This window comes from Micromonospora haikouensis, from assembly GCF_000876225.1.
Classification (GTDB): domain Bacteria; phylum Actinomycetota; class Actinomycetes; order Mycobacteriales; family Micromonosporaceae; genus Micromonospora; species Micromonospora haikouensis.
Genome location: NZ_JXSX01000003.1, coordinates 1,748,742 through 1,769,943, shown reverse-complemented (window position 1 = coordinate 1,769,943; position 21,202 = coordinate 1,748,742). Strand labels below are relative to the sequence as shown.

General features: G+C 76.0%; 19 protein-coding genes and 1 pseudogene. 10 read left to right on the top strand and 10 right to left on the bottom strand.

Going from position 1 to position 21,202, the window contains the following annotated elements:
* Window positions 1-2 precede the first annotated feature (2 nt).
* The 3 genes from TK50_RS28850 to TK50_RS28840 are packed head-to-tail and all read right to left on the bottom strand — an operon-like array spanning window position 3 to window position 4,400.
* Window positions 3-2,144 (bottom strand): ArnT family glycosyltransferase, encoded by a 2,142-nt coding sequence (locus TK50_RS28850; RefSeq protein ID WP_043968675.1) that lies wholly within the window; start codon window positions 2,142-2,144, stop codon window positions 3-5.
* 44 nt (window positions 2,145-2,188) lie between these two features.
* Window positions 2,189-3,682, bottom strand: a complete 1,494-nt coding sequence (locus TK50_RS28845; RefSeq protein ID WP_043968674.1) for a sensor histidine kinase — start codon at window positions 3,680-3,682, stop codon at window positions 2,189-2,191.
* Complete coding sequence (locus TK50_RS28840; protein WP_091284281.1) at window positions 3,660-4,400, bottom strand: response regulator transcription factor; 741 nt, start codon at window positions 4,398-4,400, stop codon at window positions 3,660-3,662. Before TK50_RS28840 ends, TK50_RS28845 begins: the two co-directional genes overlap by 23 nt.
* 153 nt (window positions 4,401-4,553) lie before the next feature.
* Here TK50_RS28840 and TK50_RS28835 point away from each other — a divergent pair, with 153 nt between their 5' ends.
* The 4 genes from TK50_RS28835 to TK50_RS28820 all read left to right on the top strand — a co-directional run bounded on the left by TK50_RS28835 (window position 4,554) and on the right by TK50_RS28820 (window position 8,078).
* Window positions 4,554-5,384, top strand: coding sequence for an FAD:protein FMN transferase (locus TK50_RS28835; RefSeq protein WP_052503988.1), 831 nt, complete (start codon window positions 4,554-4,556; stop codon window positions 5,382-5,384).
* A gap of 145 nt (window positions 5,385-5,529) precedes the next feature.
* Window positions 5,530-6,501, top strand: coding sequence for a serine/threonine-protein kinase (locus tag TK50_RS28830; RefSeq protein ID WP_043968670.1), 972 nt, complete (start codon window positions 5,530-5,532; stop codon window positions 6,499-6,501).
* A gap of 11 nt (window positions 6,502-6,512) precedes the next feature.
* Complete coding sequence (locus TK50_RS28825) at window positions 6,513-6,938, top strand: OsmC family protein (RefSeq protein ID WP_043968668.1); 426 nt, start codon at window positions 6,513-6,515, stop codon at window positions 6,936-6,938.
* A gap of 297 nt (window positions 6,939-7,235) precedes the next feature.
* Window positions 7,236-8,078, top strand: coding sequence for a hypothetical protein (locus TK50_RS28820; protein ID WP_387160284.1), 843 nt, complete (start codon window positions 7,236-7,238; stop codon window positions 8,076-8,078).
* 6 nt (window positions 8,079-8,084) lie between these two features.
* Here TK50_RS28820 and TK50_RS28815 read toward each other — a convergent pair whose 3' ends face one another.
* The 5 genes from TK50_RS28815 to TK50_RS28795 all read right to left on the bottom strand — a co-directional run bounded on the left by TK50_RS28815 (window position 8,085) and on the right by TK50_RS28795 (window position 12,568).
* Window positions 8,085-8,624: a hypothetical protein gene (locus TK50_RS28815; RefSeq protein WP_043968666.1), complete on the bottom strand. Its 540-nt coding sequence runs from the start codon at window positions 8,622-8,624 to the stop codon at window positions 8,085-8,087.
* 165 nt (window positions 8,625-8,789) lie between these two features.
* Window positions 8,790-9,236 (bottom strand): response regulator, encoded by a 447-nt coding sequence (locus TK50_RS28810; protein ID WP_043968664.1) that lies wholly within the window; start codon window positions 9,234-9,236, stop codon window positions 8,790-8,792.
* A 68-nt stretch (window positions 9,237-9,304) separates the two neighbouring features.
* Window positions 9,305-9,652, bottom strand: coding sequence for an STAS domain-containing protein (locus TK50_RS28805; RefSeq protein ID WP_043968663.1), 348 nt, complete (start codon window positions 9,650-9,652; stop codon window positions 9,305-9,307).
* A gap of 85 nt (window positions 9,653-9,737) precedes the next feature.
* Window positions 9,738-10,787, bottom strand: coding sequence for a cobalamin B12-binding domain-containing protein (locus tag TK50_RS28800; RefSeq protein WP_043968662.1), 1,050 nt, complete (start codon window positions 10,785-10,787; stop codon window positions 9,738-9,740).
* A 41-nt stretch (window positions 10,788-10,828) separates the two neighbouring features.
* The gene (locus TK50_RS28795; protein WP_052503987.1) at window positions 10,829-12,568 is read right to left on the bottom strand and encodes a PP2C family protein-serine/threonine phosphatase; all 1,740 of its coding nucleotides are present in this window, start codon (window positions 12,566-12,568) and stop codon (window positions 10,829-10,831) included.
* A 217-nt stretch (window positions 12,569-12,785) separates the two neighbouring features.
* On the opposite strand from TK50_RS28795, the gene TK50_RS28790 reads away from it, so the two are divergent.
* The 6 genes and pseudogenes from TK50_RS28790 (at window position 12,786) to TK50_RS28765 (ending at window position 17,807) form a co-directional block, all read left to right on the top strand.
* A complete protein-coding gene (locus TK50_RS28790) occupies window positions 12,786-13,193 on the top strand; it encodes an STAS domain-containing protein (RefSeq protein ID WP_241774140.1) in 408 nt (135 codons plus the stop codon).
* 46 nt (window positions 13,194-13,239) lie between these two features.
* On the top strand, window positions 13,240-13,596 hold the full coding sequence (locus TK50_RS28785) for an STAS domain-containing protein (RefSeq protein ID WP_043968657.1): 357 nt from the start codon (window positions 13,240-13,242) through the stop codon (window positions 13,594-13,596).
* 173 nt (window positions 13,597-13,769) lie between these two features.
* Window positions 13,770-14,723, top strand: a complete 954-nt coding sequence (gene bla / locus TK50_RS28780) for a class A beta-lactamase (RefSeq protein WP_422119960.1) — start codon at window positions 13,770-13,772, stop codon at window positions 14,721-14,723.
* Between the two features lie 371 nt (window positions 14,724-15,094).
* A pseudogene (locus TK50_RS28775) lies at window positions 15,095-15,769 on the top strand (DUF2267 domain-containing protein); the annotation flags it as partial.
* Between the two features lie 85 nt (window positions 15,770-15,854).
* The gene (locus TK50_RS28770) at window positions 15,855-16,646 is read left to right on the top strand and encodes a spermidine synthase (RefSeq protein ID WP_043968654.1); all 792 of its coding nucleotides are present in this window, start codon (window positions 15,855-15,857) and stop codon (window positions 16,644-16,646) included.
* A 126-nt stretch (window positions 16,647-16,772) separates the two neighbouring features.
* Complete coding sequence (locus tag TK50_RS28765; RefSeq protein ID WP_043969522.1) at window positions 16,773-17,807, top strand: AI-2E family transporter; 1,035 nt, start codon at window positions 16,773-16,775, stop codon at window positions 17,805-17,807.
* A 36-nt stretch (window positions 17,808-17,843) separates the two neighbouring features.
* On the opposite strand, the gene TK50_RS28760 is transcribed toward TK50_RS28765, so the two are convergent.
* Both TK50_RS28760 and TK50_RS28755 read right to left on the bottom strand, forming a co-directional pair.
* Complete coding sequence (locus tag TK50_RS28760) at window positions 17,844-19,145, bottom strand: NAD(P)/FAD-dependent oxidoreductase (protein ID WP_043968653.1); 1,302 nt, start codon at window positions 19,143-19,145, stop codon at window positions 17,844-17,846.
* Window positions 19,146-19,432: 287 nt separating this feature from the next.
* A complete protein-coding gene (locus TK50_RS28755; RefSeq protein WP_043968651.1) occupies window positions 19,433-21,097 on the bottom strand; it encodes an L-lactate permease in 1,665 nt (554 codons plus the stop codon).
* Window positions 21,098-21,202: the final 105 nt, after the last annotated feature.

Here is a 21,202-nt window from a genome sequence, read left to right as displayed (position 1 = left end):
GTTCAGCCCTCCTGTCCGCTGGTCAGGTCGTAGACGGTGACGCCGTCGACGGTGGTCGCCTCGAAGGTCTCGGCGACCCAGGCGGCGATCTCCTGCGAGGCGGAGCTGCCGCCGTTGGCGCGGAACCCGCCGCCGCCGACGAAGTAGTGGATCTTGCCCTCGGCCACGTACCGCTGGAACTGCGCGAGCGTCGGGGACGGGTCGCTGCCGTTGAACCCGCCGATCGACATGACCGGTTCGCCCGTGGCGAGCTGGTAGCCGGAGGCGTTCTGGGAGCCGATGGTGGCCGCCACCCAGGTGTAGTCGACGGCGTTGGCCTCCAGCAGGCTGCGCAGCTCGGCGCTGGGCTCCCGGGAGTCCAGCAGGCCGCCCATGCCGCCGCCGGCCGGGCCACGGCCCTGGCCGCCCCCGCCGGGCAGTTGGCCGCCGCTTTGGGCCTGGCCGCCGCCCTGGGCCTGGCCGCCGCCGGGGAAGCCGGGGAACTGACCGCCCGGTGCCTGGGCGCCGCCGGGGAAGGCGAGCTGGCCGTCGGTCCGGTTCTGGCCGCCCGGCGCGTTCTGGCCGCCGTCGCGCATCCGGCCGCCGCCGGGGAAGCCGCCCCGGCCCGGGCCGGAGCCACCCTCCACGGCGGGACCGGCGCTGGGGATCGACCCGGTGTGCGGGGTCGCGGCGGTCTGGAGCGAGTACGCCACCGGGCCGGCGAGCGCCGCCGTCGCGCCCAGCGCCACGAGCACCGGGACGGCCCGCCGGGCCAGCCGGTCGGCGACGACCAGCAGCACCGCTGCGGCCAGGCCGCCGGCCAGCACGGCCGTGCGCAGCCAGGGGTACCAGTCGGGGCTGCGGCCGAGCAGCCGCCACGACCACCAGGCGGTGACGGCGAGGGTGGCGGCCAGGGTGACGGTCGCCGCCAGCGCCTGCCAGCGGGGCACGCCCGGCGCCCGGCGCTGCCACAGCAGGGTGACGCCGATGCCGACGAGCGCGCCGACGGCCGGGGCCAGCGCCACCGAGTAGTACGCGTGGAAGATCCCGGACATGAAGCTGAAGATGACGCCGGTGACCAGCAGCCAGCCGCCCCACAGCAGCAGCCCGGCCCGCCGGCGGTCGGTGCGCGCCGCCCGCCCGGCCAGCAGCAGGCCGGCGACCAGCAGGATCAGCGCGGCCGGCAGCAGCCAGGAGATCTGCCCGCCGTTCTCGGTGTCGAACAGCCGCCCGAGCCCCGTCTGCCCGGACGCCGGCCCGCGACCGCCGACGCTGCCCTCCTCCGCACCGGTGATCCGGCCCAGCCCGTTGTAGCCGAGGGTCAGCTCCAGGATGCTGTTGCCCTGCGAGCCGCCGATGTACGGGCGGGCGCTGGCCGGCACCAGCTCGACGACCGCCACCCACCAGCCGGCGGCGACCACGACGCCGAGGCCGGCGGCCAGCACCTGCCGTACCCGCCGCCAGAAGCCGGTGGGCGCGGCCAGCAGGTACACCCCCGCGAAGACCGGGATCACCAGGAACGCCTGGAGCATCTTGGTGAGGAAGCCGAAGCCGACCAGCGCTCCCGCGAGGACGATCCACCGGGTGCTGGCGGTCTCCACGGCCCGGACGGTGGCGTACGCGGCGCCGATCAGCAGCAGCACGAGCAGGGCGTCGGGGTTGTTGAACCGGAACATCAGCGTCGCCACCGGGGTGACGGCGAGGACCGCGCCGGCGATCAGGCCGGCCGCCGGGCCGTACCAGCGGCGGACGGTGGCGAACAGCACGCCGACGGAGGCGACGCCGAGCAGGGCCTGCGGGACGAGGATCGCCCAGCTGTTGAGGCCGAAGACGCGCACCGACAGCGCCATCAGCCACAGCGACGCCGGCGTCTTGTCGACGGTGATCGAGTTCGCCGCGTCCGACGAGCCGTAGAAGAACGCCTTCCAGCTCTCCGATCCGGCCTGGACGGCGGCCGAGTAGAACGAGTTGGCCCAGCCGGACGCGCCCAGCCCCCACAGGTAGAGCAGCGCGGTGGCCAGCAGCAGGGCCGCCAGCGCCGGGCGTACCCAGGCCGGGTCCCGCCGCCCACGCGCGGGCGGGCCGGCGGCGGCCGTGGCGCCCGTCGGCGTGGGGCCGGTCGAGGCCGGCGGGGGCAGGGTCAGCAGGCTCTCTGTCTTGTCCATGCCGCCACTCTGCGCGACCCCACTGGCGACGGGCCGTGGGCGGCCTATGCGGTGGCTGTGGGGTCCGTGAACGCCGGCAACACGACGGTGAACGCCGTGCGACCAGGGCGGCTGGCGACCTCGACCCGGCCGTGGTGGGCGTCCACCACGGCCGCCACGATGGCCAGACCGAGGCCGGTGCTGCCGTGGGCGCGCGAGCGGGAGCTGTCGCCCCGGGCGAAGCGTTCGAAGACCTCGCCCTGCAGGTCGGGCGGGATGCCGGGGCCGTCGTCGGTGACGGTGAGCACGACCCCGTCGGGCTGGGCGGCGAGCCGGGCGGTGACGGTCGTGCCGGGCGGGGTGTGCACCCGGGCGTTGGCCAGCAGGTTCGCCACCACCTGGTGCAGCCGGGCCGCGTCGCCCGGCACCACCAGCTCCGCCTCGGGCAGGTCGAGCTGCCAGTGGTGCTCGGGGCCGGCGACGTGGGCGTCGCTGACCGCGTCGACGACGAGGGCGGTCAGGTCCACCGGCTCGACGGCTAGGGGCCGGCCGGAGTCGAGCCGGGCCAGCAGCAGCAGGTCGTCGACGAGGCTGGTCATCCGGGTGCTCTCCGACTCGACCCGGCGCAGCGCGTGCGCCACGTCCGGCGGGACGCGGTCGCGACCCCGGCGGGCGACCTCGGCGTACCCCCGGATGGCGGCGAGGGGGGTGCGCAGCTCGTGGCTGGCGTCGGCGACGAACTGGCGTACCCGCGTCTCGCTGGCCTGCCGGGCGGCGAGCGCGGCGGCGACGTGCCCGAGCATCCGGTTGAGGGCGCCGCCGACCTGGCCGACCTCGGTGCGCGGGTCGGTGTCGGCGGCCGGCACCCGCACCGACAGGGCCACCTCGCCGCGGTCCAGCGGCAGCTCGGTGACGCGGGTGGCAGTGGCGGCGACCCGGCGCAGCGGGCGCAGGGTGGCCTGGACGATGAGCGCGCCGAGGCTGCCGGCGACGAGCAGGCCGGCGGTGGCGACGCCCGCCTGGGCCAGCACCATCCACCAGACCGTCTCCTCGACGCCCTCCAGCGGCAGGGCGAAGACCAGCGTCTGGCCGTCGACGTACTGGCGGGCCACCGCCCGGTAGTCGCCCCGTTCGCCGAGGTCGATGGTGCGGGGGCGGCCGTCGGGCGTGAGCCCGGCCAGCGGGGCGGCCGCGTCGGCGCCGAGCTGTTCGGTCGCGTCGGCCGCGGTGCGGGTGGTCGCCGACTGGACGCGGCCGTCGACGACCCGGGCGGCGATCGAGCCGGCCGGGAAGCCGGGCGGCAGGTCGACGGGACGCTGCGACGACGGGGGCGGGTTGGTGAACCACGGCGGCCGGTCCCCGGGGCGGCGGCGCTGGTCGAAGGTGAGCTGGTCGTCGACCTGGGCGATCAGGAAGTGGTGCAGCGCCACCGTGGTCAGCGCGCCGATGCCGACGCTGACGAAGGCGAGCAGCGCCACCACGGTCACCACCAGCCGGGTGCGCAGGGACCAGCCGGCCAGCCACCGGCGCGCGCGGTCAGTCGGCGGGTTTGAGGACATACCCCGCGCCGCGCAGCGTGTGGATCATCGGCGCCCGCCCGGCGTCGATCTTCTTCCGCAGGTACGAGATGTAGAGCTCGACGACGTTGGCCTGCCCGCCGAAGTCGTAGTTCCAGACGTGGTCGAGGATCTGCGCCTTGCTCAACACCCGGCGGGGGTTGCGCATCAGGTAGCGCAGCAGCTCGAACTCGGTGGCGGTCAGGGTGATCAACTGGTCGCCGCGGCGCACCTCGTGGCTGTCCTCGTCGAGGCTGAGGTCGCCGACGGTCAGCACGGCGTCCTCCCGGGTGGCGATCGCGAAGCCCGAGCGGCGCAGCAGCGCCCGCAGGCGGGCGATCACCTCCTCCAGGCTGAACGGCTTGGTGACGTAGTCGTCGCCGCCGACGGTGAGCCCGGCGATGCGCTCCTCCACCGCGTCACGGGCGGTGAGGAAGAGCACCGGCACGGTCGGGGTGTGCTCGCGCAGCCGGCGCAGCACCTGGAAGCCGTCGAGGTCGGGCAGCATCACGTCGAGCACCACCGCGTCCGGCTGGAACTGGCGGGCGGTGCTCAGCGCCGCCATCCCGTTGCCGGCCGTGCGCACCTGCCAGCCCTCGTAGCGCAGGGCCATCGAGAGCAGGTCGGTGAGCGTGGGCTCGTCGTCGACCACCAGCACCCGGACGGGCTCGCCGTCCGGTCGGCGCAGCTCGATGCGGCCCTGCGCGGCCTGCCCCTCCATGACCATGCCCCCCATCGTGGGCACGCCCGCTGTGCCCCACCCCAGCAGATCCTGTGTACCAGCTGTGGGAGCGACCCGGTGCCCTCTCACCGCACAGCACGGGCACAGCCGTGCCCCAAGCCCGGTCCAGCCGCGCCCGGCAGGCTGCCCGGCATGGACAGGGAACCGCGCCACACCTGGGAGAGCCGCTGGACGCACCGGGGCCGGCCGGTGCGGGTGGCGGTGACCGGCCGACACGTGCTGCCGGCGGCCCGCCGGGAGCTGACGCTGCTGCTGGCCGGCCTGCGTCGCGGCGATGCCACGCTGGCTCGGGCGCTGCGGGCCGCCGGCCGACCGGTGCCGGTCGGCCCGCTGCTGCGGGACCTCGTCGGCGTCGCGCTCAGCGCGGCCGAGGCCAGCGACGGGGCGGTGGATCCCACCGTCGAGGCGGCCCGGCTGCGCCGCCGACGGGTGCCGGGGCTGCTGCCGGTCTGCGGCGGCGTGGCGGCCGGCCCGGTCCCGGTGGCGAACTGGCGGGCGGTGACGCTCGCCGGGGACCTGCTGGCCCTGCCGCCGACCCTGCCGCTGGGCCTGGCCGCCACGGCGACCGCCCAGCTCGCCCGGCGCTGCGCGCAGCGGATCGCGGCCCGGACCGGGGCGGGGGTGCTGGTCGGCGTCGGGAACCGGGCCGCCGTCGCCGGTCCCGCCCCGCCGGGCGGCTGGCCGGTCGCCGTCGGCGACCGCGTCGTTTCGCTCACCGGCGGTGGCCTGGCCACCGCCGACGTGCGGGTCGACGGCGGCGTGCTGGATCCGCGCACGGGCGCGGCGCCGGTCTCGCCGTGGACGTCGGTCACGGTGGTCGCCCCGGACGCGGTCCGCGCCGCGATGCTCGCCGTCGGGGCGCTGGCCCACGGCCCGCACGGCCCGGACTGGCTCGCCGAGCGGATCGGCGACGGGGCCGCGTACCCGGCGCTCGGCCACCCGATGGCGGCTGCCCCCGGCTGAGCGGTCGTCGGCGGGCGGGACCGGTCCCGCCGGGGGCGCCGGGGCGACACCCCCGGCGGTTTGCCCAGCTCGGGGGCCGGGTATCGGGGCAGGCAGCGCCGCCGTCGACGGGCGGCGCCGGGGCGCGAGCGACGAGGAGCGGTCGATGAGGACGCTGGACGGGCGGTACCAGCTCGAACAGCGCATCGGCGTCGGCGGGATGTCCGAGGTGTGGCGGGCCCACGACAGCGTGCTGGACCGGCCGGTCGCGGTGAAGCTCATCTCCCCCGGGCGCGAGGAGGTCCCGGTCGAGCGGATCCGGGCCGAGGCCCGCTCGGCGGCCCGGCTGGTGCACCCGAACGTGGCCAGCGTGCACGACTTCGGCACGTCCTCGACCCTGCCGGGCCGGCCGGTGCCGTACATCGTGATGGAGCTGGCCGAGGGGGAGACCCTCGCGGCGCACCTGCGCGCCGGGCCACTGGACTGGCGCATCGCGGTACGCGTCTGCGCCGAGATCGCCGCGGCGCTGGCCGCCGCCCACGCGCACGGGATCGTCCACCGGGACGTGAAGCCGGCCAACGTGATCCTCACCCCGTGCGGGGTGAAGGTGCTGGACTTCGGCATCGCCACCCCGGCCGGGGTGCCGGACGAGGCACCGGCCGGCATCGTGGTGGGCACCCCCGCGTACCTGGCCCCCGAGCAGCTCGACCGGCAGCCGGCGACCCCGGCAGCCGATATGTACGCCCTCGGGGTGCTGCTCTACTACTGCCTCGCCGGGCGGCTGCCGTACCCGGCCGACAGCACCACCGAGCTGCTGGGGGCGCGCCGCCGGCGACCGGCCGAGCCGCTGCCGCCGATCGACGGCCTGCCGGCGGAGGTGGCCGGGCTGTGCCGGCAGCTGATGGCCGACGACCCGGCACAGCGGCCGAGCAGCCTGATGGCGGCGCTGCTGCTGGCCGAGGCCGTCGACGCCCGGGTGTACGTGCCGATGCTCGCCACGGCCCCGCCGAGGCAGCGCGGCGGCGCCGGGGTGTCCCCGTGGACCCGGGAGGCGGCGGCCGAGGCGACCCAGGCGGCGACGGTGGGCACAAGCCCCGGTTTCGCCGGGCGCGCGCCGGGTAGCCGGGCGGGTGACTGAGGGGGGACGCGATGCCGGATCCGAGTTCCTGGCTGCACGAGGCCACCGCCACCGCCGAGGGCGGTCACGTCCGCACCGACGACGGCGGGTTGTCCACCGCGCTGGCGTCCCCGCTGGCGCCGCACTGCACGGGGCTGACGCCGGAGCAACTGCTGGCGGCGGCGTTCGCGTCCTGCCTGCACCACGCCGCGGTGGAGGCGGCCGGGCAGATCACCGACGAGGCGCACACCGTGCAGGTACGCGCGGAGGCGCGGCTGGGTCGCGACGACGACGGACGCTACCGCGCCGACGTGCGCGCCTCGATCTCCTCCGCCGGGCTGAGCCGTCAGCAACTCGCCGAGCTGGTCGCGCACGCCGACGAGTTGTGGCCGTTCTCCAGCGGTGACAACAGCCGGCACCGGCTGACGGTCACGCCGGCGGAGAACGGGCGCGGCTGACCTCCTCGACGACCGCCGGGACCGACGCCGGTCGACCCCGGATCGGCCCGTCCGGTCGGGCATCAGGCCATCGGCCGAACGCCCGAGCCGGACGTCGCCGCGCGATCGCATGGCAGGCCCGCCGACTCGGCGCCTTTCCACACGGCGAATCGGTCATACCGTAAACAGGGCATTGGCGAGGTTGGACCGGGTTGCCGCCATTCTCGGGGTGATCGTCCGGGGGGAAACCCGCAATCTGTGACGCATGCCACCAACCACCCCGGTGGCAGGGCGCGGTCGACTATCTAGCCTCGGCGGGTGCATCCCTACGACTCCGCCGAACCGAATCAGGCCCACGACCGACCGGATGGCCGACCGGCCGATGCCGCCTCCGCCGAAAGGGTGGTGGGCCGGCACCGGCGTCCCGAACCGCCCCGGCGCGCGCTGCTGAGGTCCACCCGGGTGCGCGCGGCCCTGGTCACGGGGGTGAGCTGCTGCCTCGGCGTCGCCGCGTTCGCCGGCACCCGCCAGGCCGACGGCCCCGCGGAGCCGGTCCAGGGGGCCCTCGTCGATCGGGCCGCGGCCGCCGCCGAGGCCGAGCAGCGCGCCTCCCGCTCCCTCGACCGCTCCCCGGCGGTCCCGGTCACCGTCTCGCCCAGCCCGACGGCGAAGCCCAGCCCGAGCGCCACCCGCAAGCCGAAGCCGAAGCCCGTCAGACCGGCGCGCCCCCGCCCCGTCGCCGGGCTCAGCCAGCTTCAGATGGACAACGCGAAGACCATCGTCGACGTGGGCCGGGACATGAAGCTGCCCCGGCGGGGCCTCGTCGTCGCGGTGGCCACCGCCATGCAGGAGAGCGACCTGCACAACCTGGCCAGCGACGTGCTCCCCGAGTCCGCGAACTACCCGCACCAGGGCAGCGGCTCCGACCACGACTCGGTCGGGCTGTTCCAGCAGCGGCCCAGCAGCGGCTGGGGCACCGTCCGGGACCTGATGCGCCCCGCGTACGCGGCCCGCGTCTTCTACGAGGCGCTGCTGGAGGTGCCCGGCTGGGAGGAGATGAGCCTGACCGCCGCGGCCCAGGCCGTGCAGATCTCGGCATTCCCCGACGCGTACGCGCAGCACGAGGAGCGGGCCACCACGGTCGTCGCGGCGCTGACCTGAGCCGGCTCAGGCGACCCGGCTGCCCCAGTCGCCCGGCGGCTCGACGGTGACGCCGGCCGCGCCGACCCGGGTGCTCGGCACGCCGCCGTTCGGCACGGCCGCCGCGGCCGTGGGCGTGTCCACCGCCACGGCCGGCCCGGCGAGGATCTCGTCCACCCGGGCCTCCCGGCGTCGGCGCGCGGCCAGGGCGGCCTCGAAGTCCCGGCGGGCGCTCAGCGCCTCGGCGTACACCTGCTCGCGGACGCGCCGGGCCTCCTCGCGGGCCGCGTCCAGCTCGAACCGGGCCTGCGCCAGGATCCCGGCGGCCTCCCGCTCGACGTCGCCCAGCGCCGCCCGCGCGCCGTCGGGCCCGGCGGCCAGCTCGGGCCGGTGCTCGACCAGCTCGCACAGGCGGGCCGCCTCGTCCCGGAACCGGTCCCAGTCCCGGCCCGCCCCGGCGGCGCCCTCCGCGCACGCCGCCAGCCGGCTCAACCGGACCGCCAGCTGATCGAGGCAGGAGTCGACCTGCCGCCGGTCGTAGCCGAACTCCACGACGGAGAACCTCATACTGTCGCCCCCAGGCAGCCGATGTTTCTTCCCCACCTGAGATCCTCGGCGGCGCGGGCGGGCGGCGAGGGCGTTCGGGAAAAATGTTCAGCATCCGAGCGGCGACGCCCCGGGCGGGCGTCAGCCCGGGGGCGCGGGGTGGGGCATCAGCCCGGGGCGCGGGCGTCAGACCCGCTTGGGCAGCACGACGACCCGGCCGAAGAACTCGTCGATGCGGCGCACCACGTCGTTGAAGTCGTCCAGGTCGATCGGCTTGGTCACGTACGCGTTGGCCTGGAGCGTGTAGCTGCCCACGATGTCGGTGTCGGCGTTGGAGGTGGTGAGCACCACGATCGGGATCGTCCGCAGGTCGTCGTCCTGCTTGACCTCGCCGAGCACCTGCCGCCCGTCCATCCGGGGCATGTTCAGGTCGAGCAGGATCACGTCCGGCCGGCGGGCCTCGGTGTGCCGGCCGGACTGGCGCAGGAACTCCATCGCCTCCTGGCCGTCGCTGACCACGTCGATCACCTTGTCGACGTCGGAGTCGGCGAGGGCCTCCTCGATCATCAGGACGTCGCCCGGGTCGTCGTCGACCACGAGGATACGAACGGGGCCGGGGGTGCTTCCAGCCATGGGAACCTGCCTCGGGTCGACGCGGACGGCGACCTCACGATCGCCTGCTGGCGGGGAAATCTAGCCCATCACGGAGCGGACCGCGCTGTCGGGTGGCCCGTGTCGGGCGGGTAGCCCAGCACCTCCGCCAGCCCTGTCAACCGCAGCACCCGCTCCACCCGGCCGGTGGCGCCGGTGACCCGCAGCCACCCGCCCCGAGCCGTGGCCCGGTTGTCGCCCCGGACGAAGGCGGCGATGCCGGTGGAGTCGCAGAAGGTCAGCTCGGCGAGGTCGACCAGCAGGTGCCGCTCCCCCTGCTCGGTGAGCCGGTCGAGCACCGCCGTGAGCTCCGGCGCGGTGCTCATGTCGAGCTCGCCGGCGAGTCGCAGGCACGCCCCACCGCCGTCCCGCTGGGCGTACGTGACGGTGAACGTCAACGTGGTCCCTCTCGCTCCATCGCAGCCGAATGCTTGCAGTGCAGCAAGTATAAGCAGGGGGCCGCCGGAGGCCGGCACGCCACGGTCACCGCGCCGACGCGCCCGCCTGCTGGGCGAGCAGCGCCAGCCCACCGGCCAGGAAGCCCGCGGCGCGCGGGAAGTCCCGCAGCTCACCCGCGAAATGGTCGAGGGTGAGGGCGACCGCCGCGGCCGGCACCCCCCTGCTGACCAGGATGCCGGTCAGCCACTCGACGAACTCGGTGAACAGCGTGCCGTCGTCGACGAAGACGGCGGCGGCGAGGAAGTCGACGATGTGGCCGAGGTCGCTGACGGTCGAGTCGAGCTGGACCGCGTCGTACTCCCGCACGCCCGGCACCCGCGCGCGCAGATCGGCCAGGGCGCTGTCGATCAGCGCAGCCCGCCGCTTGACGAGGCTCGCGTACTCGTCGTCGGCGAGGTGGGCCAGGTCGACCGGGGGGACGCGGCGCAGGGCCCGCTCGTCGGCCACCAGGTCGGCCGCCGCCGGCGCGTCGGGCGCCCACGCCACCCCGAGGCGGCGGGCCCACCGCCCGTCCCGGCCGAAGCCGCGCCCGCCGACCACCACCGGCACGTCGGAGCGGCGGCACGCCTCGACCATGCGGTACGCGTGCGGCAGCCGCATCGGCAGCGCGCAGGCCAGCGCCACGGCGTGCGCGTCGTGCCGGTGCAGGTACGACACCAGGTGCGCCGCCGGGACGCTGGCCCCGAGGAACGTGACCTGCCAGCCGCGCAGCCGCAGCACCTCGGCGACCAGCCGGGGCGGCAGCGCGTGCCACTCGCCGTCCATGCACGCCACCACGATCCGCCCCCGGGTCGGACGGGGGTTGGCTCGGGCCGCGACGGCCGCCACCACCCGCTCGCTGATGTGGGTGGCCGCGTGCTCCTGGGCGACGCTCCACTCGTTGCTGGCCCACCGCTGGCCCACCTCGACCTGCGCGGGGGCCACCAGCTCCAGCAGCACCCGTTCGGCCGGCACCCCGGCGTCGACCAGCCCGAGGGCGGTCTCGATCGCCGCGTACTCGTCGGCGGACTCCAACGCCAGCAGGAAGCCGGGGCAGGCGTCGGCCGGCGAGCCGACGGCGGCGGGGACGGTCACGCGGCGGTCTCCTTCGGGCGGTGGGGCGGTCGGGCGGGCGGTCAGGGCAGCGTCGGCACCGCGTGCAGGTGCCGGGTCGGGCGGCTGTGCGGCCCGGTCGCCCGCAGCGCGAGCACCGCGATGTCGTCGTGGTCGCCGTGGGCCAGCCAGTCGCAGGTCACCTGCTCGATCCGTTCGGCCAGCGCCGGGGCCGGCATCCGGTGGCAGCCGCCGAGCGCGTGCAGCAGCCGGTCGACGCCGAACTGCTCGTCGCCGCGCCGGCCGCCCCGGGCCTCGGTCACCCCGTCGCTGTAGAGCAGGCACGTCTCGCCCGGTGCCAGCTCGACGGTCACCTCCCCGATGCGCGGGTCGGGCACCACGCCGATCAACATGCCGCTCAGGCCGACCGTCTCCACCTCGCCGGAGGAGCGCAGCACGAGCGGCGGCAGGTGGCCGCCGCCGGACATGGTCAGGGTGAGGCCACCGTCGCGCCGGGGACGCACCACGCCGAGCACCATGGTGGCGAAGCGGCCCTGCCCGTGCGCCAGGGTGGTCTCCAGCAGCGCGTCGTTGAGCAGCCGCAGCAGCCGGCCGGGGTGCGACTCCACCCGGTGCAGCGCCTGCAGGCACTGGCGCAGCTGGCCGGTGAAGACGGCCGCCTCGACGCCCTTGCCGGCGACGTCGCCGAGGAAGAACACCGCGCCGCCGTCGGGCAGCCGGTGCGACCCGTAGAAGTCGCCGCCGATGCGCAGCCCCGCCTGCGCCGGCCGGTAGGCCGTGCCCCACTGCACGCCGGGCACCTCGGCCGGCTCCACCGGCAGCAGGCTGGCCTGGAGGGTGTCGGCGACCTCGGCCTGGTCGCGGTAGAGCACGGCCGTGGTCAGCGCCGCGCCGGCCCGGGCCGCGAACGCACGGAGCAGGTCGACGTCGGCCTCGTCGTAGTAGCGGGCCGAGCGCCGGGCGACGAGCAGCGCGCCCGCCGGCAGGTCCCGTCCGGGCAGCGGCACCACGCGGACGCTGACGTCGACGGCGTCCAGGCCGGGCAGCCAGCCCGCCTCGACCGCCTGCTCGACGAGCCAGTCCAGCGTGTGCGGCTCGGCGCCGGCGAGCCCCTCGTCGATCGCCGCCGGCAGGTCGACGGCGTTGAGCACGCCGCTGTCCACGCCCGGGGCCTCGTCGTCGGCCCGGGTGGCCCGCCACCAGCGGGCCCGGCCGGACCGGGGGGCGAGCACCAGCACGGCCACCTCGGCGAGGGTCGGCACGGCGAGCCGGACCACGGCGGCGGCCGCGCGGTCCGGGTGCAGCGGGTTGCCGAGCTTCTCCCCCACCACGGCCAGGAAGGCCGAACGGGCCCGCTCGGCCAGCAGCGCGTCGGCCCGGGTGACGCTCTCGGTGACGTCCTCGACGTAACGGCAGCTCCGGCCGGCGGACAGCGGCACCTCGCGGACGCGCAGCCGGCGGCCCCGGTGGCCGAACTCGCCCCCGGCCGGTGGCGTCCGCAGGCCCGCCACCCCGGACGCGGCGAGCAGCTCGCCGACGGCCACCTCGGGCAGCAGCCGCTCGGCGACCGGGCTCAGTTGGCGCACCACGCCGGCGGCGTCGCAGACGATCAGGCCCTCGCGGAAGTGCTCGACGACCTCCGCCCAGTCGGGCGCGGGCGGGCCCCGGTCGGGGGCCAGGGGTGGCAGCGCAGCGGGCGGACGCACCGGCACGTCGGCGGACCACGCCGGGGCCCGGGCGGCACTCGGCGTGGAGATCCGTCCGTCGCCCGGGTCCCAGTCCCTGACGTCGGCAGCAGTCACCAGCTGAGCCCCACTCCTTCTCGACAACCGCCCGACACCCGCGGGCCACCGGAAACGGCGTATGTGGTCCAATCTCCTCACCCCACCCTACGCCGGTCCGCCGGTACCGCCACCCCACGCTGCCCTGAGCTGCCGAATCGGTCTCGACGGGCGACATCCGCCGGGGATTGTTACGATCCGAGGCGAACCTGCCCGACCGGCAGCCCTGCGGAAAGGCGTGATCGTGGTACCCCACGGGAGGAAGCCCGAGGCGACGCCGCTGACCATGTCCGTCGATCTGACCGATCCCGGCGCGCCCCTCATCCGGGTCGGCGGTGACCTCGCCTTCACCACCGCCGCGCCGCTGCGGCACGAGGTGGACCGGCAGCTCGCCGAGCACCCGCCGGTGCTCGTGCTCGACTTCGCCGACCTGCAGTTCATCGACAGCACCGGGCTTTCGGTGATCGTGCACGCCTGGCGGGAGGGGCAGCAGAGCGGCACCACCCTCCGGCTGCGCTCGACGCCCCGGTTCCTGGACACCATCCTCGACATGACCGGCGTCACCGGGCTGCTCGCCCGCCCGCTGCCCGACGGCGAGCAGTCCGCCGGACCGCCCGGTTCGCACCGGTCGGCGGCGTCCGCCTGAAGCCCCCCGGCGTTTGTCGATCACCGAAGGCTGGGAACATGGAGGCATGCCAGCCCCACTGTTGACCATCGAGGTGAGCCGGCCCGCCCCCGGGCGCGCCCGGCTTCGGCTGGCCGGCGAGCTGGACTACGACACCGCGCCGGAGCTGGTGGAAGCCGCCGACCGGTTGCGCCGGGACGGCTGCACCGAGCTGGAGATCGACCTCGGCGGGATCACCCTCTGCGACTCCTCCGGCCTGAGCGCGCTCGTGGTGATCCACCGCAACGGCACCGGGCCGATCCGACTGACCGGGACGGGCGGGATGCTCCAGCAACTGCTCGACCGCACGGGCCTCGCCGAGGTGCTCGCCACCACCCACCACCCCGCAAACCCCGCCGCCGCCACCACCACCGACACAGCCTGACCCCCGCCCCGCCCGCCCGCCGCCCGCCGCCGCCCGCCGCTCGCCTCGGTGATCAAGAGGTTTGCGTCATCAAAAAGATCAACCTTGACGCTTTTCTCTTGATCACCGGGCCGAGGCGGGGGGTGGGGGTGGGGGTGGGGAGTTGGTTTTGTCGGTGTATGGGAGGGAGTCGCGTGATCTGGATCCGTTGGAGGGTGTCCCTGGGGGCGGTGCTCGTGGTGGGTCTCGCGGCCGGATGCACGTCGGCCCCGGACACGGCCACGCCCGGTGCCGCCACGTCCGGGGCCACCTCCGCGCCTGGCGGCGCCGCGTCCGGGGCCACCGCCTCCCCGGTTCCCCCACCCGCCGAGCTGACCGCCCTGGAGCGGCGGTTCGACGCGCGGCTGGGCGTCTACGCGGTCGACACCGGCACCGGACGCACGCTCGCCCACCGGGCCGACGAGCGGTTCGCGTACGCCTCGACGATCAAGGCCCTCGCGGCCGGCGCGCTGCTCGCCGCGACGTCGGAGGCGGAGCTGGACCGCGTCGTCCGCTACGACCGCGCCGACCTCGTGTCCCACTCACCGGTCACGCAGCGACACGTCGCGGACGGGATGACCCTGCGCGCGGTCGCCGACGCGGCCGTGCGCCACAGCGACAACACCGCCGCGAACCTGATGTTCACCGAACTCGGCGGCCCCGCCGGGCTCGGGCGGGCGCTGCGCGGCATCGGCGACACCGTCACCAATCCGGCGCGCACCGAGACGAGCCTCAACGAGGCCGCACCGGGCGACCTCCGCGACACCAGCACGCCCCGCGCCATGGCCGGCTCCCTGCGGGCGTACGCGCTCGGCGACGCCCTGTCCGCGGCCGACCGCGGCGTGCTGGTCGACTGGCTCCGGCGCAACACCACCGGGTCGACGCTGATCCGGGCCGGGGTGCCCGCCGGCTGGCAGGTCGGCGACAAGACCGGCGCGGGTGGATACGGCACCCGCAACGACATCGCCGTGCTGTGGCCGCCCGAGGGTGCCCCGATCGTGCTCGCCGTGCTGTCCCGCCGCGACGCGAAGGACGCGCAGCCCGACGACGCCCTGATCGCCGAGGCCGCCCGGGTGACGATCGACGCGCTGCGCGGCCCCGGCTCCTGACGCGGCGGCACGAGTACGGGGCCTGTGCCGACCCGCCCTGTGCTGCCCTGCCCTGGTGCTGTGCTGTGCTGTGCGCCGATCTTGCACTTCGGGCCCCTACGATGGGCGTTTTCAGCCGCTTTTTCGGGGCCGCAACTGCAAGATCGCGGAAGTGGGTGAGCGGCGGGACGCGGAGCCTACGGCCGGCGAAAGCCGACAGCCCGGCCGCTCGTGGGTGGCGCCGGGTTCGGGTGCCCTCACCCGGGCCGGGTGAGCGGCACCCGCGGGTCCGTGGCGGGGCTCCCGGGCCGTTTCGGGCCCGACCGGGCCGGGAACGCGACCGCCGAGACAGGAGACGGAGACAGCGGACCGGAGAAGGAGCGAGGTGTGTCATGCGCAAGCAGATGGAGGGGGACAACCAGCGCCGCCGGGCACTCGCACGTCAGGCCCGGGAGCGCGGCCGCCAGGCCAGCGAGACCGGTGCGAGCCTGAGCGCCTCCAAGCAGCTCACCCACCTGGACCAGGGCAAGCGGGCCGGGCCGCCGCCGGCCGGGCGGCACAAGCCGGACAGCACCCGGGGTGGTCCCGCCCCGCCGCCCGCCGCCCCGCCGCCCGCCACTGGGCCCCGGTCCGAGCGTGTCCCCGGCGCGACGCCGCGGTCCGAGCGCCGCCCCGGCGCGACGCGGGCGGCGGCCGGGATCGGCTACCGGGAACTGGTCGGCGACGTGGGCCGGCGGGCCGGTGTCGACTTCGACACGGCGAAGGTCGCGGCCGAGGCGACGGTGCTCGCCCTGGCCTGGGCGCTGGACCAGGGGGCGCGGGAGCAGCTGCTGCGGGCGGTGCCCGTGAAGCTGCACGACGTGGTGCCCGTCGACGGCATCGAACGCCACCGGGACCTGCCGGGCTTCGTCGGCGAGGTGGCCCGGATCAGCGGGCGTACCCCGGAACAGGCCCGGCGGCAGGCGGAGGCGACGCTCGCCGCGCTGGCCGACCACGACGGCGACCTCGTCGCCGCGCTGCACGTACCGGACGGGCTGCGCGACCTGCTCGGCCCGGCGGCCGGCGGTTGAGCGCGCGGGCCGGCGGGCCGAGGCGCCCGCCGGCCCGGCCGGCGGCTTCGGTGCCGGTGCGCCCGCCGGCTACGGTGCCGGGATGCACTCCGCCGCCGAGGGGCCGGAACTCGTGGCCGACCCGGCCCGCCGCACCGGGCGCACCCTGCTCGCCGGAGGCGTCGCCCAGTCCTACGTCGACGTCGCCGACCCCCGCCACCTGCACTTCGAGTACGTCCGCCGGATGGCCGCCGTGGTCGATCTCGCCGCGCCGCCCGGCGCGCCGGTCGCCGCGCTGCACCTCGGCGGGGGCGCGCTGACCCTGCCCCGCTACGTCGGGGCGACCCGGCCCGGCTCGGCCCAGCTGGTGGTGGAGCGCGATCCGGCCGTCGTCGACCTGGTCCGCCGGGAACTTCCCGCGCCACCGCCGGGGGTACGCGTCGACGTCGCCGACGCCCGCGCGGCGGTGCGGGCGGCCCCGGCGCAGGCGTACGACCTGGTCCTCGCCGACGTCTACCGGGCCGCCCGGATGCCGGGGCACGTGGCGAGCGTCGAGTTCGCCGCCGAGGTGGCCCGGGTGCTGCGCCCCGACGGGATCCTCCTGGTCAACGTCACCGACCTGCCGCCGCTGGTGTTCACCCGCGCCCGGGTGGCCACCCTGCGGGCCGAGTTCGCCGACGTCTGCCTGCTCGCCGACCGGCGGATGCTGCGCGGGCGGCGCTACGGCAACCTGGTGCTCGCCGCAGCGCGCCGGCCGGGCCGGCTGCCGGTGGACCGGCTGGCGACGCGGGCGGCCCGCGACGCGGTGCCGGGGCAGGTGCTGCACGGCGCGGCCCTCGACGAGTTCGTCGGCGGGGCACGCCCGGGCACCGATGCGGCCCTCGGCGTCGGCTGACGCGGCATGGGAGCGCCCGCGGGCGGATGGGGTGGCGGGGCCGGCCCGGACGGGTGACCGCGGCACCGGGCGGGCCGGGGCGTCTCGTCGGGGTTTCCGCCGCGCCGGCCGGGGTAGCCGCGCCGGATGAGGAACGCCGAGGACCAGGCGACCGCCCGGCGGGCGGCCATCGTCATCGGCCTGGTGCTGGCGACCCTGGTCGTGCTGGCCCTGGCCTGGGCCACCCGGCGGGTGCTGACCTGGACGGTCGTCGCCGTCTTCTTCGCCGTCGCGCTGAAGCCGCCCGTCGATGCCCTGCAACGACGCCTCGTACGGCGCCGCGCGGTGGCCACGCTGCTGGTCTTCCTCGCCGCGTTCGGCCTGCTCGCCGCGCTGGTGGCGGGGATCGTCCTGCCCCTGCTGGACGAGCTGGGCCGCGCGGCCGACCGCGCCCCGGACGTGCTGCGGGAGACCCGGGCCGGCCGGGGGCCGTTCGGCGAGGCCCTCGAACGGCTGCGGCTACGGCAGTACGTGGTCGGCCACTCGGCGCAGGTGCAGCAGTACGGCAGCCGGCTGCGCGATCCGACGGTGGGGCTGGTCCGCAGCGTGCTGGAGACCCTCGCCGGGCTGGTCACCGTGGTCGTGCTGGCGTACCTGATGGTGCTGGAGGCCCCGAAGATCATCTCGGCGGGGCTGGGGCGGCTCGGCGACGGGCCGGCGCGGCGGGCGCGGCGGGTCGGTCAGGGCATCTCCCGGGTGGTCACCGGATACCTGAGCGGGAACCTGCTGATCAGCGTGATCTGCGGCGCGCTGACGTTCCTGGTGCTCGTCCTGACCGGGGTGCCGTTCGCCGGGGTGATCGCGCTGCTGGTGGCGATCGCCGACCTCGTGCCGCTGGTCGGGGCGACCATCGGCGCCATCCTCGCCGGCGGCGCCGGTTTCCTGCACTCCCCCACCGCCGGCATCGTGGTGCTGGTCTTCTTCGTGGTCTACCAGCAGGTGGAGAACCACCTGCTGCAGCCGCTGATCATGTCCCGGGCGGTCCGGCTGAACCCGCTCACGGTCCTGGTCAGCGTGCTGTTCGCGGCCGAGCTGGCCGGGCTGGTCGGTGCGCTGCTGGCCATCCCCGTCGTCGGGGTGGGGCAGGTGCTGCTGCGCGAGCTCGCCCCGCGCCGGGGTTAGGCGGGCGCGGCGCGAACTCGCGCGGGCGGGAGCGCGTCAACGGGGGTAGGCCGGGACCTCCGGCGACGAACTCTCCAGCGGCACCGCGTTGGCCGGCACCAGGCCGAGCTGCATCGCCGGGCGGGGCAGGGCGGCGTCGAGCAGCCAGTCCGCCCCGACCCGGGCCCGGTTGCCCGGCATCGCCAGCAGGTGGTAGCCCCGGGTGACGGCCTTGGCCGGCAGGCCGGCCAGCGAGACCTTCAGCGGGTTCGCCGCCGCGTCCTTGCCGCCGAGGTCGACCACCCAGCCCAGGTCGTGGTGCTTGTACGGGCGGCGCCGGCCCTGCCCGTAGGAGGCGGCGATGTTGTGCGCCACGAGCTTGCCCTGCCGCTGGGCGTGCTGGGCCGTCATCGTGCAGATCTTGCCGGGTCGGGTCAGGTCGGGCACCGCCGCCGCGTCCCCGCAGGCGTACACCTCGGGGAAGCCCGGCACGGTGAGGTACTCGTCCACGACGAGGCGGCCCTTCTCGGTGCGCAGGCCGAGCTCGGCGACGAACGGGTCGGGGCGCACGCCGACGCACCAGATGAGGCTGCACGTGGGCACGTACTCGCCGTCGGTGAGCATCACCCCGTCGGGGGTGGCCTCCGCCACGGAGGTGCCCATCCGCACGTCGACGCCGCGCCGCCGCAGCACCCGGTCGGCGGTGCGGGACATCCGCTCGTCCAGCTCCGGTAGCACCCGGGGGGCCACGTCGAGCAGCATCCAGCGGGGGCGGACGTCGAGGTGCGGGCGCTGGGCGACCAGGCGGTCGGTGAACAGCTGCCCGTGGGCGGCGACCTCCGTGCCGGTGTAGCCGGCGCCGACGACCACGAAGGTGGTGTGGGCCCGCTGCTCGGCCGGGTCGTCGGTCAGCTCCGCCAGCTCGACCTGGCGTACCACGTGGTCGTGCAGGTAGAGCGCCTCGGGCAGGCCGCGGAACCCGTGGGCGTACTCGGTCACGCCGGGGATGGGCAGCAGCTTGTTGACGCTGCCGACGGCGAGCACCAGCCGGTCGTAGGCGAGCCGGCCGCCGTCGCCCTCCGGCATCCGGTAGCCGACCCAACGGTTCTGCAGGTCGACCCGGTCGGCCTCGCCGACGACCACCCGCACGCCGTCGAGGGTGCCGCTGAGCGGCACGCTGAGCCGCCCGGGTTCGACCACGCCGGCGGCCACCTCGGGCAGCAGCGGCAGGTAGAGGAAGTAGTCGGTCGAGTTCAGCAGCACGATCTCGGCCTTGTTGCGGGCGGTCCGGCTCAACGTCTTCGCCGCGTGGTAACCGGCGAACCCGGCCCCCACGATCACCACACGAGGTTTCGTCATGACGGGTGCCGTTCCCGCCCTCGCCGGGGACAAACGTGGCAGAGCGTACGGGCTCACCCGTCGCGCTTTGGCGGCCGCGACCCGCCGGAACGTGCTTCACGCGATCGGGGGGTGCGCGAATCGGTGCATACACCACGTAAAACACCATTCGTTACCTGATCGCCGCCGACCGGCGTCGCGTCCGCCGCTGACCGCCGCCGAGACCGGCCCGGGGCGCGGCGACGCCCCGGGCCGGCACCCGACAACCAACCCCGACGGGGTACGCCGCCGCGGGCGGTGGGGCCGGGCTAGGGCACCATCCAGGACAGCAGCGGCGTGGCCTGCAGCCCCACCAGCAGGCACATCAGGGCGAGCAGCAGCACGCTCCAGCCGAACATCCGCCGGAACAGGTCGCCCTCCCGGCCGGTGAGGCCGACGGCCGCGGCGGCGATGGTGAGGTTCTGCAGGCTGATCATCTTGCCCAGCGTGCCGCCCGAGGCGTTGGCGGCGGCGAGCAGGACCGGGTCGAGGCCGGCCCGCTGCGCCGCCGCGACCTGCAGCGCGCCGAACAGCGAGTTCGACGACGTGTCCGAGCCGGTCAGGGCGACCCCGAGCCAGCCGAGGACGGGCGCCAGGACGGCGAACAGGGTGCCCGCGCCGGCCATCCAGACGCCGAGGGTGGCGATCTGCCCGGACGCGTTCATCGTGAACGACAGCGCCAACAGCCCGACCACCGTCAGCACGGCCCACCGCAGCTCGTACAGGGTGCGCCCGTAGAGCCGCCCGGCCTCGCGCGGGGACACCCGCAGCAGCGCCATCGTGACCAGGCCGGCCACCAGCAGCAGCGAGCCCGGCGCGGCGAGCCAGGCGAAGCGGAAGGTCGACAGGGGCGACGGGGTGCCGGCGGCGGTGAGCACGTGCAGGCCGGGCCAGGAGACCGCGAGCGTGCCGGCGTCCAGCAGGCGCTTGACGGCCGGCACCTGGGAGACGGCGAAGACGGCCACGATGGTCACGTACGGCGCGTACGCCAGCCACGCCCGGCCCGGCGGCGGCGTGACGCCCTGCGGCGACCCGGCGGGCCCCGGTCCGCCCGCCGGCGACGCGGCGGACCCCGACGACGCGGCGGGCTCCGGCGGGCCGTCGCCGGCCGGTGCGGGCACCGGCCGGCGCGCCCGGCGGGTGACGAGCAGCAGGACGCCCGCCCCCGCGAAGGCGGCCGCGATGTCGGCGAGCGCGGCCGTCAGGAAGTTCGCGGTGGCGAACTGGGCCAGCGCGAACGCGGCGCCGCAGGCCAGCGCCGGACGCCACAGCTCCCGCACGCCCCGGCGGCCGTCGACGACGACGAGCAGCACGAGCGGGACGACGACCGCCACCACGGGGACCTGCCGGCCGGCCATCATGCCCAGCTCCGTCGCGGGCAGCCCGGTCACCCCGGCCAGCGTGGTGATCGGCAGCCCGAGCGGGCCGAACGCGGCCGGCACCGTGTTGGCGACCAGCGCCACGGTGGCCGCCCGGACCGGGGTGAACCCGAGGGCCAGCAGCATGACCGTGGTGACGGCCACCGGCGTGCCCTGGCCGGCCAGCGCCTCCAGCAGCGACCCGAAGCAGAACGCGATCACCATGGCCTGGACGCGGCGGTCGTCGCTGATCCGGGCGAAGCCGCGCCGCAGCGTGTCGAAGTGTCCCGTGTGCACGGTCATCCGGTAGATCCAGATCGCCGTGCCGAACGTCCACACGAGAGGGAAGAGTGCGAACGTCGCGCCCTGGCCGGCGGCCAGCAGCGTCTGTGCCAGCGGCATCCGCCACAGCGCCCAGGCCAGCACGACCGCCACGGCCAGCGCGCCGAACGCCGCCACCCAGGCCCGCGCGCGCACGACGCCGAGCAGGAGGAAGAGGGTCAGCAGGGGCAGCGCGGCGCAGGCGGCGCTCAGCGCCAGCGACCCGGCCACCGGTTGCAGGGGCTGCTGATACATCGAGACCACCTCGGGTGCGACGCCCCCCGGTCCCGGCGGCGTGGAGTAGGGCTCATCCCACCCAAGACCCCCGCGCGACGCTTCTTCGAGGTTGCCCTGCCGCCG

Coding starts and splice junctions, on each gene's coding strand:
- TK50_RS28815 (WP_043968666.1), bottom strand. CDS start 8,624: ATGAGGTTCTCCGTCGTGGAGTTCGGCTACGACCGGCGGCAGGTCGAC.
- TK50_RS28755 (WP_043968651.1), bottom strand. CDS start 21,097: ATGTATCAGCAGCCCCTGCAACCGGTGGCCGGGTCGCTGGCGCTGAGC.
- TK50_RS28810 (WP_043968664.1), bottom strand. CDS start 9,236: ATGGCTGGAAGCACCCCCGGCCCCGTTCGTATCCTCGTGGTCGACGAC.
- TK50_RS28850 (WP_043968675.1), bottom strand. CDS start 2,144: ATGGACAAGACAGAGAGCCTGCTGACCCTGCCCCCGCCGGCCTCGACC.
- TK50_RS28825 (WP_043968668.1), top strand. CDS start 6,513: ATGCCGGATCCGAGTTCCTGGCTGCACGAGGCCACCGCCACCGCCGAG.
- TK50_RS28840 (WP_091284281.1), bottom strand. CDS start 4,400: ATGGAGGGGCAGGCCGCGCAGGGCCGCATCGAGCTGCGCCGACCGGAC.
- TK50_RS28830 (WP_043968670.1), top strand. CDS start 5,530: ATGAGGACGCTGGACGGGCGGTACCAGCTCGAACAGCGCATCGGCGTC.
- TK50_RS28835 (WP_052503988.1), top strand. CDS start 4,554: ATGGACAGGGAACCGCGCCACACCTGGGAGAGCCGCTGGACGCACCGG.
- TK50_RS28785 (WP_043968657.1), top strand. CDS start 13,240: ATGCCAGCCCCACTGTTGACCATCGAGGTGAGCCGGCCCGCCCCCGGG.
- TK50_RS28845 (WP_043968674.1), bottom strand. CDS start 3,682: ATGTCCTCAAACCCGCCGACTGACCGCGCGCGCCGGTGGCTGGCCGGC.
- TK50_RS28760 (WP_043968653.1), bottom strand. CDS start 19,145: ATGACGAAACCTCGTGTGGTGATCGTGGGGGCCGGGTTCGCCGGTTAC.
- TK50_RS28770 (WP_043968654.1), top strand. CDS start 15,855: ATGCACTCCGCCGCCGAGGGGCCGGAACTCGTGGCCGACCCGGCCCGC.
- TK50_RS28765 (WP_043969522.1), top strand. CDS start 16,773: ATGAGGAACGCCGAGGACCAGGCGACCGCCCGGCGGGCGGCCATCGTC.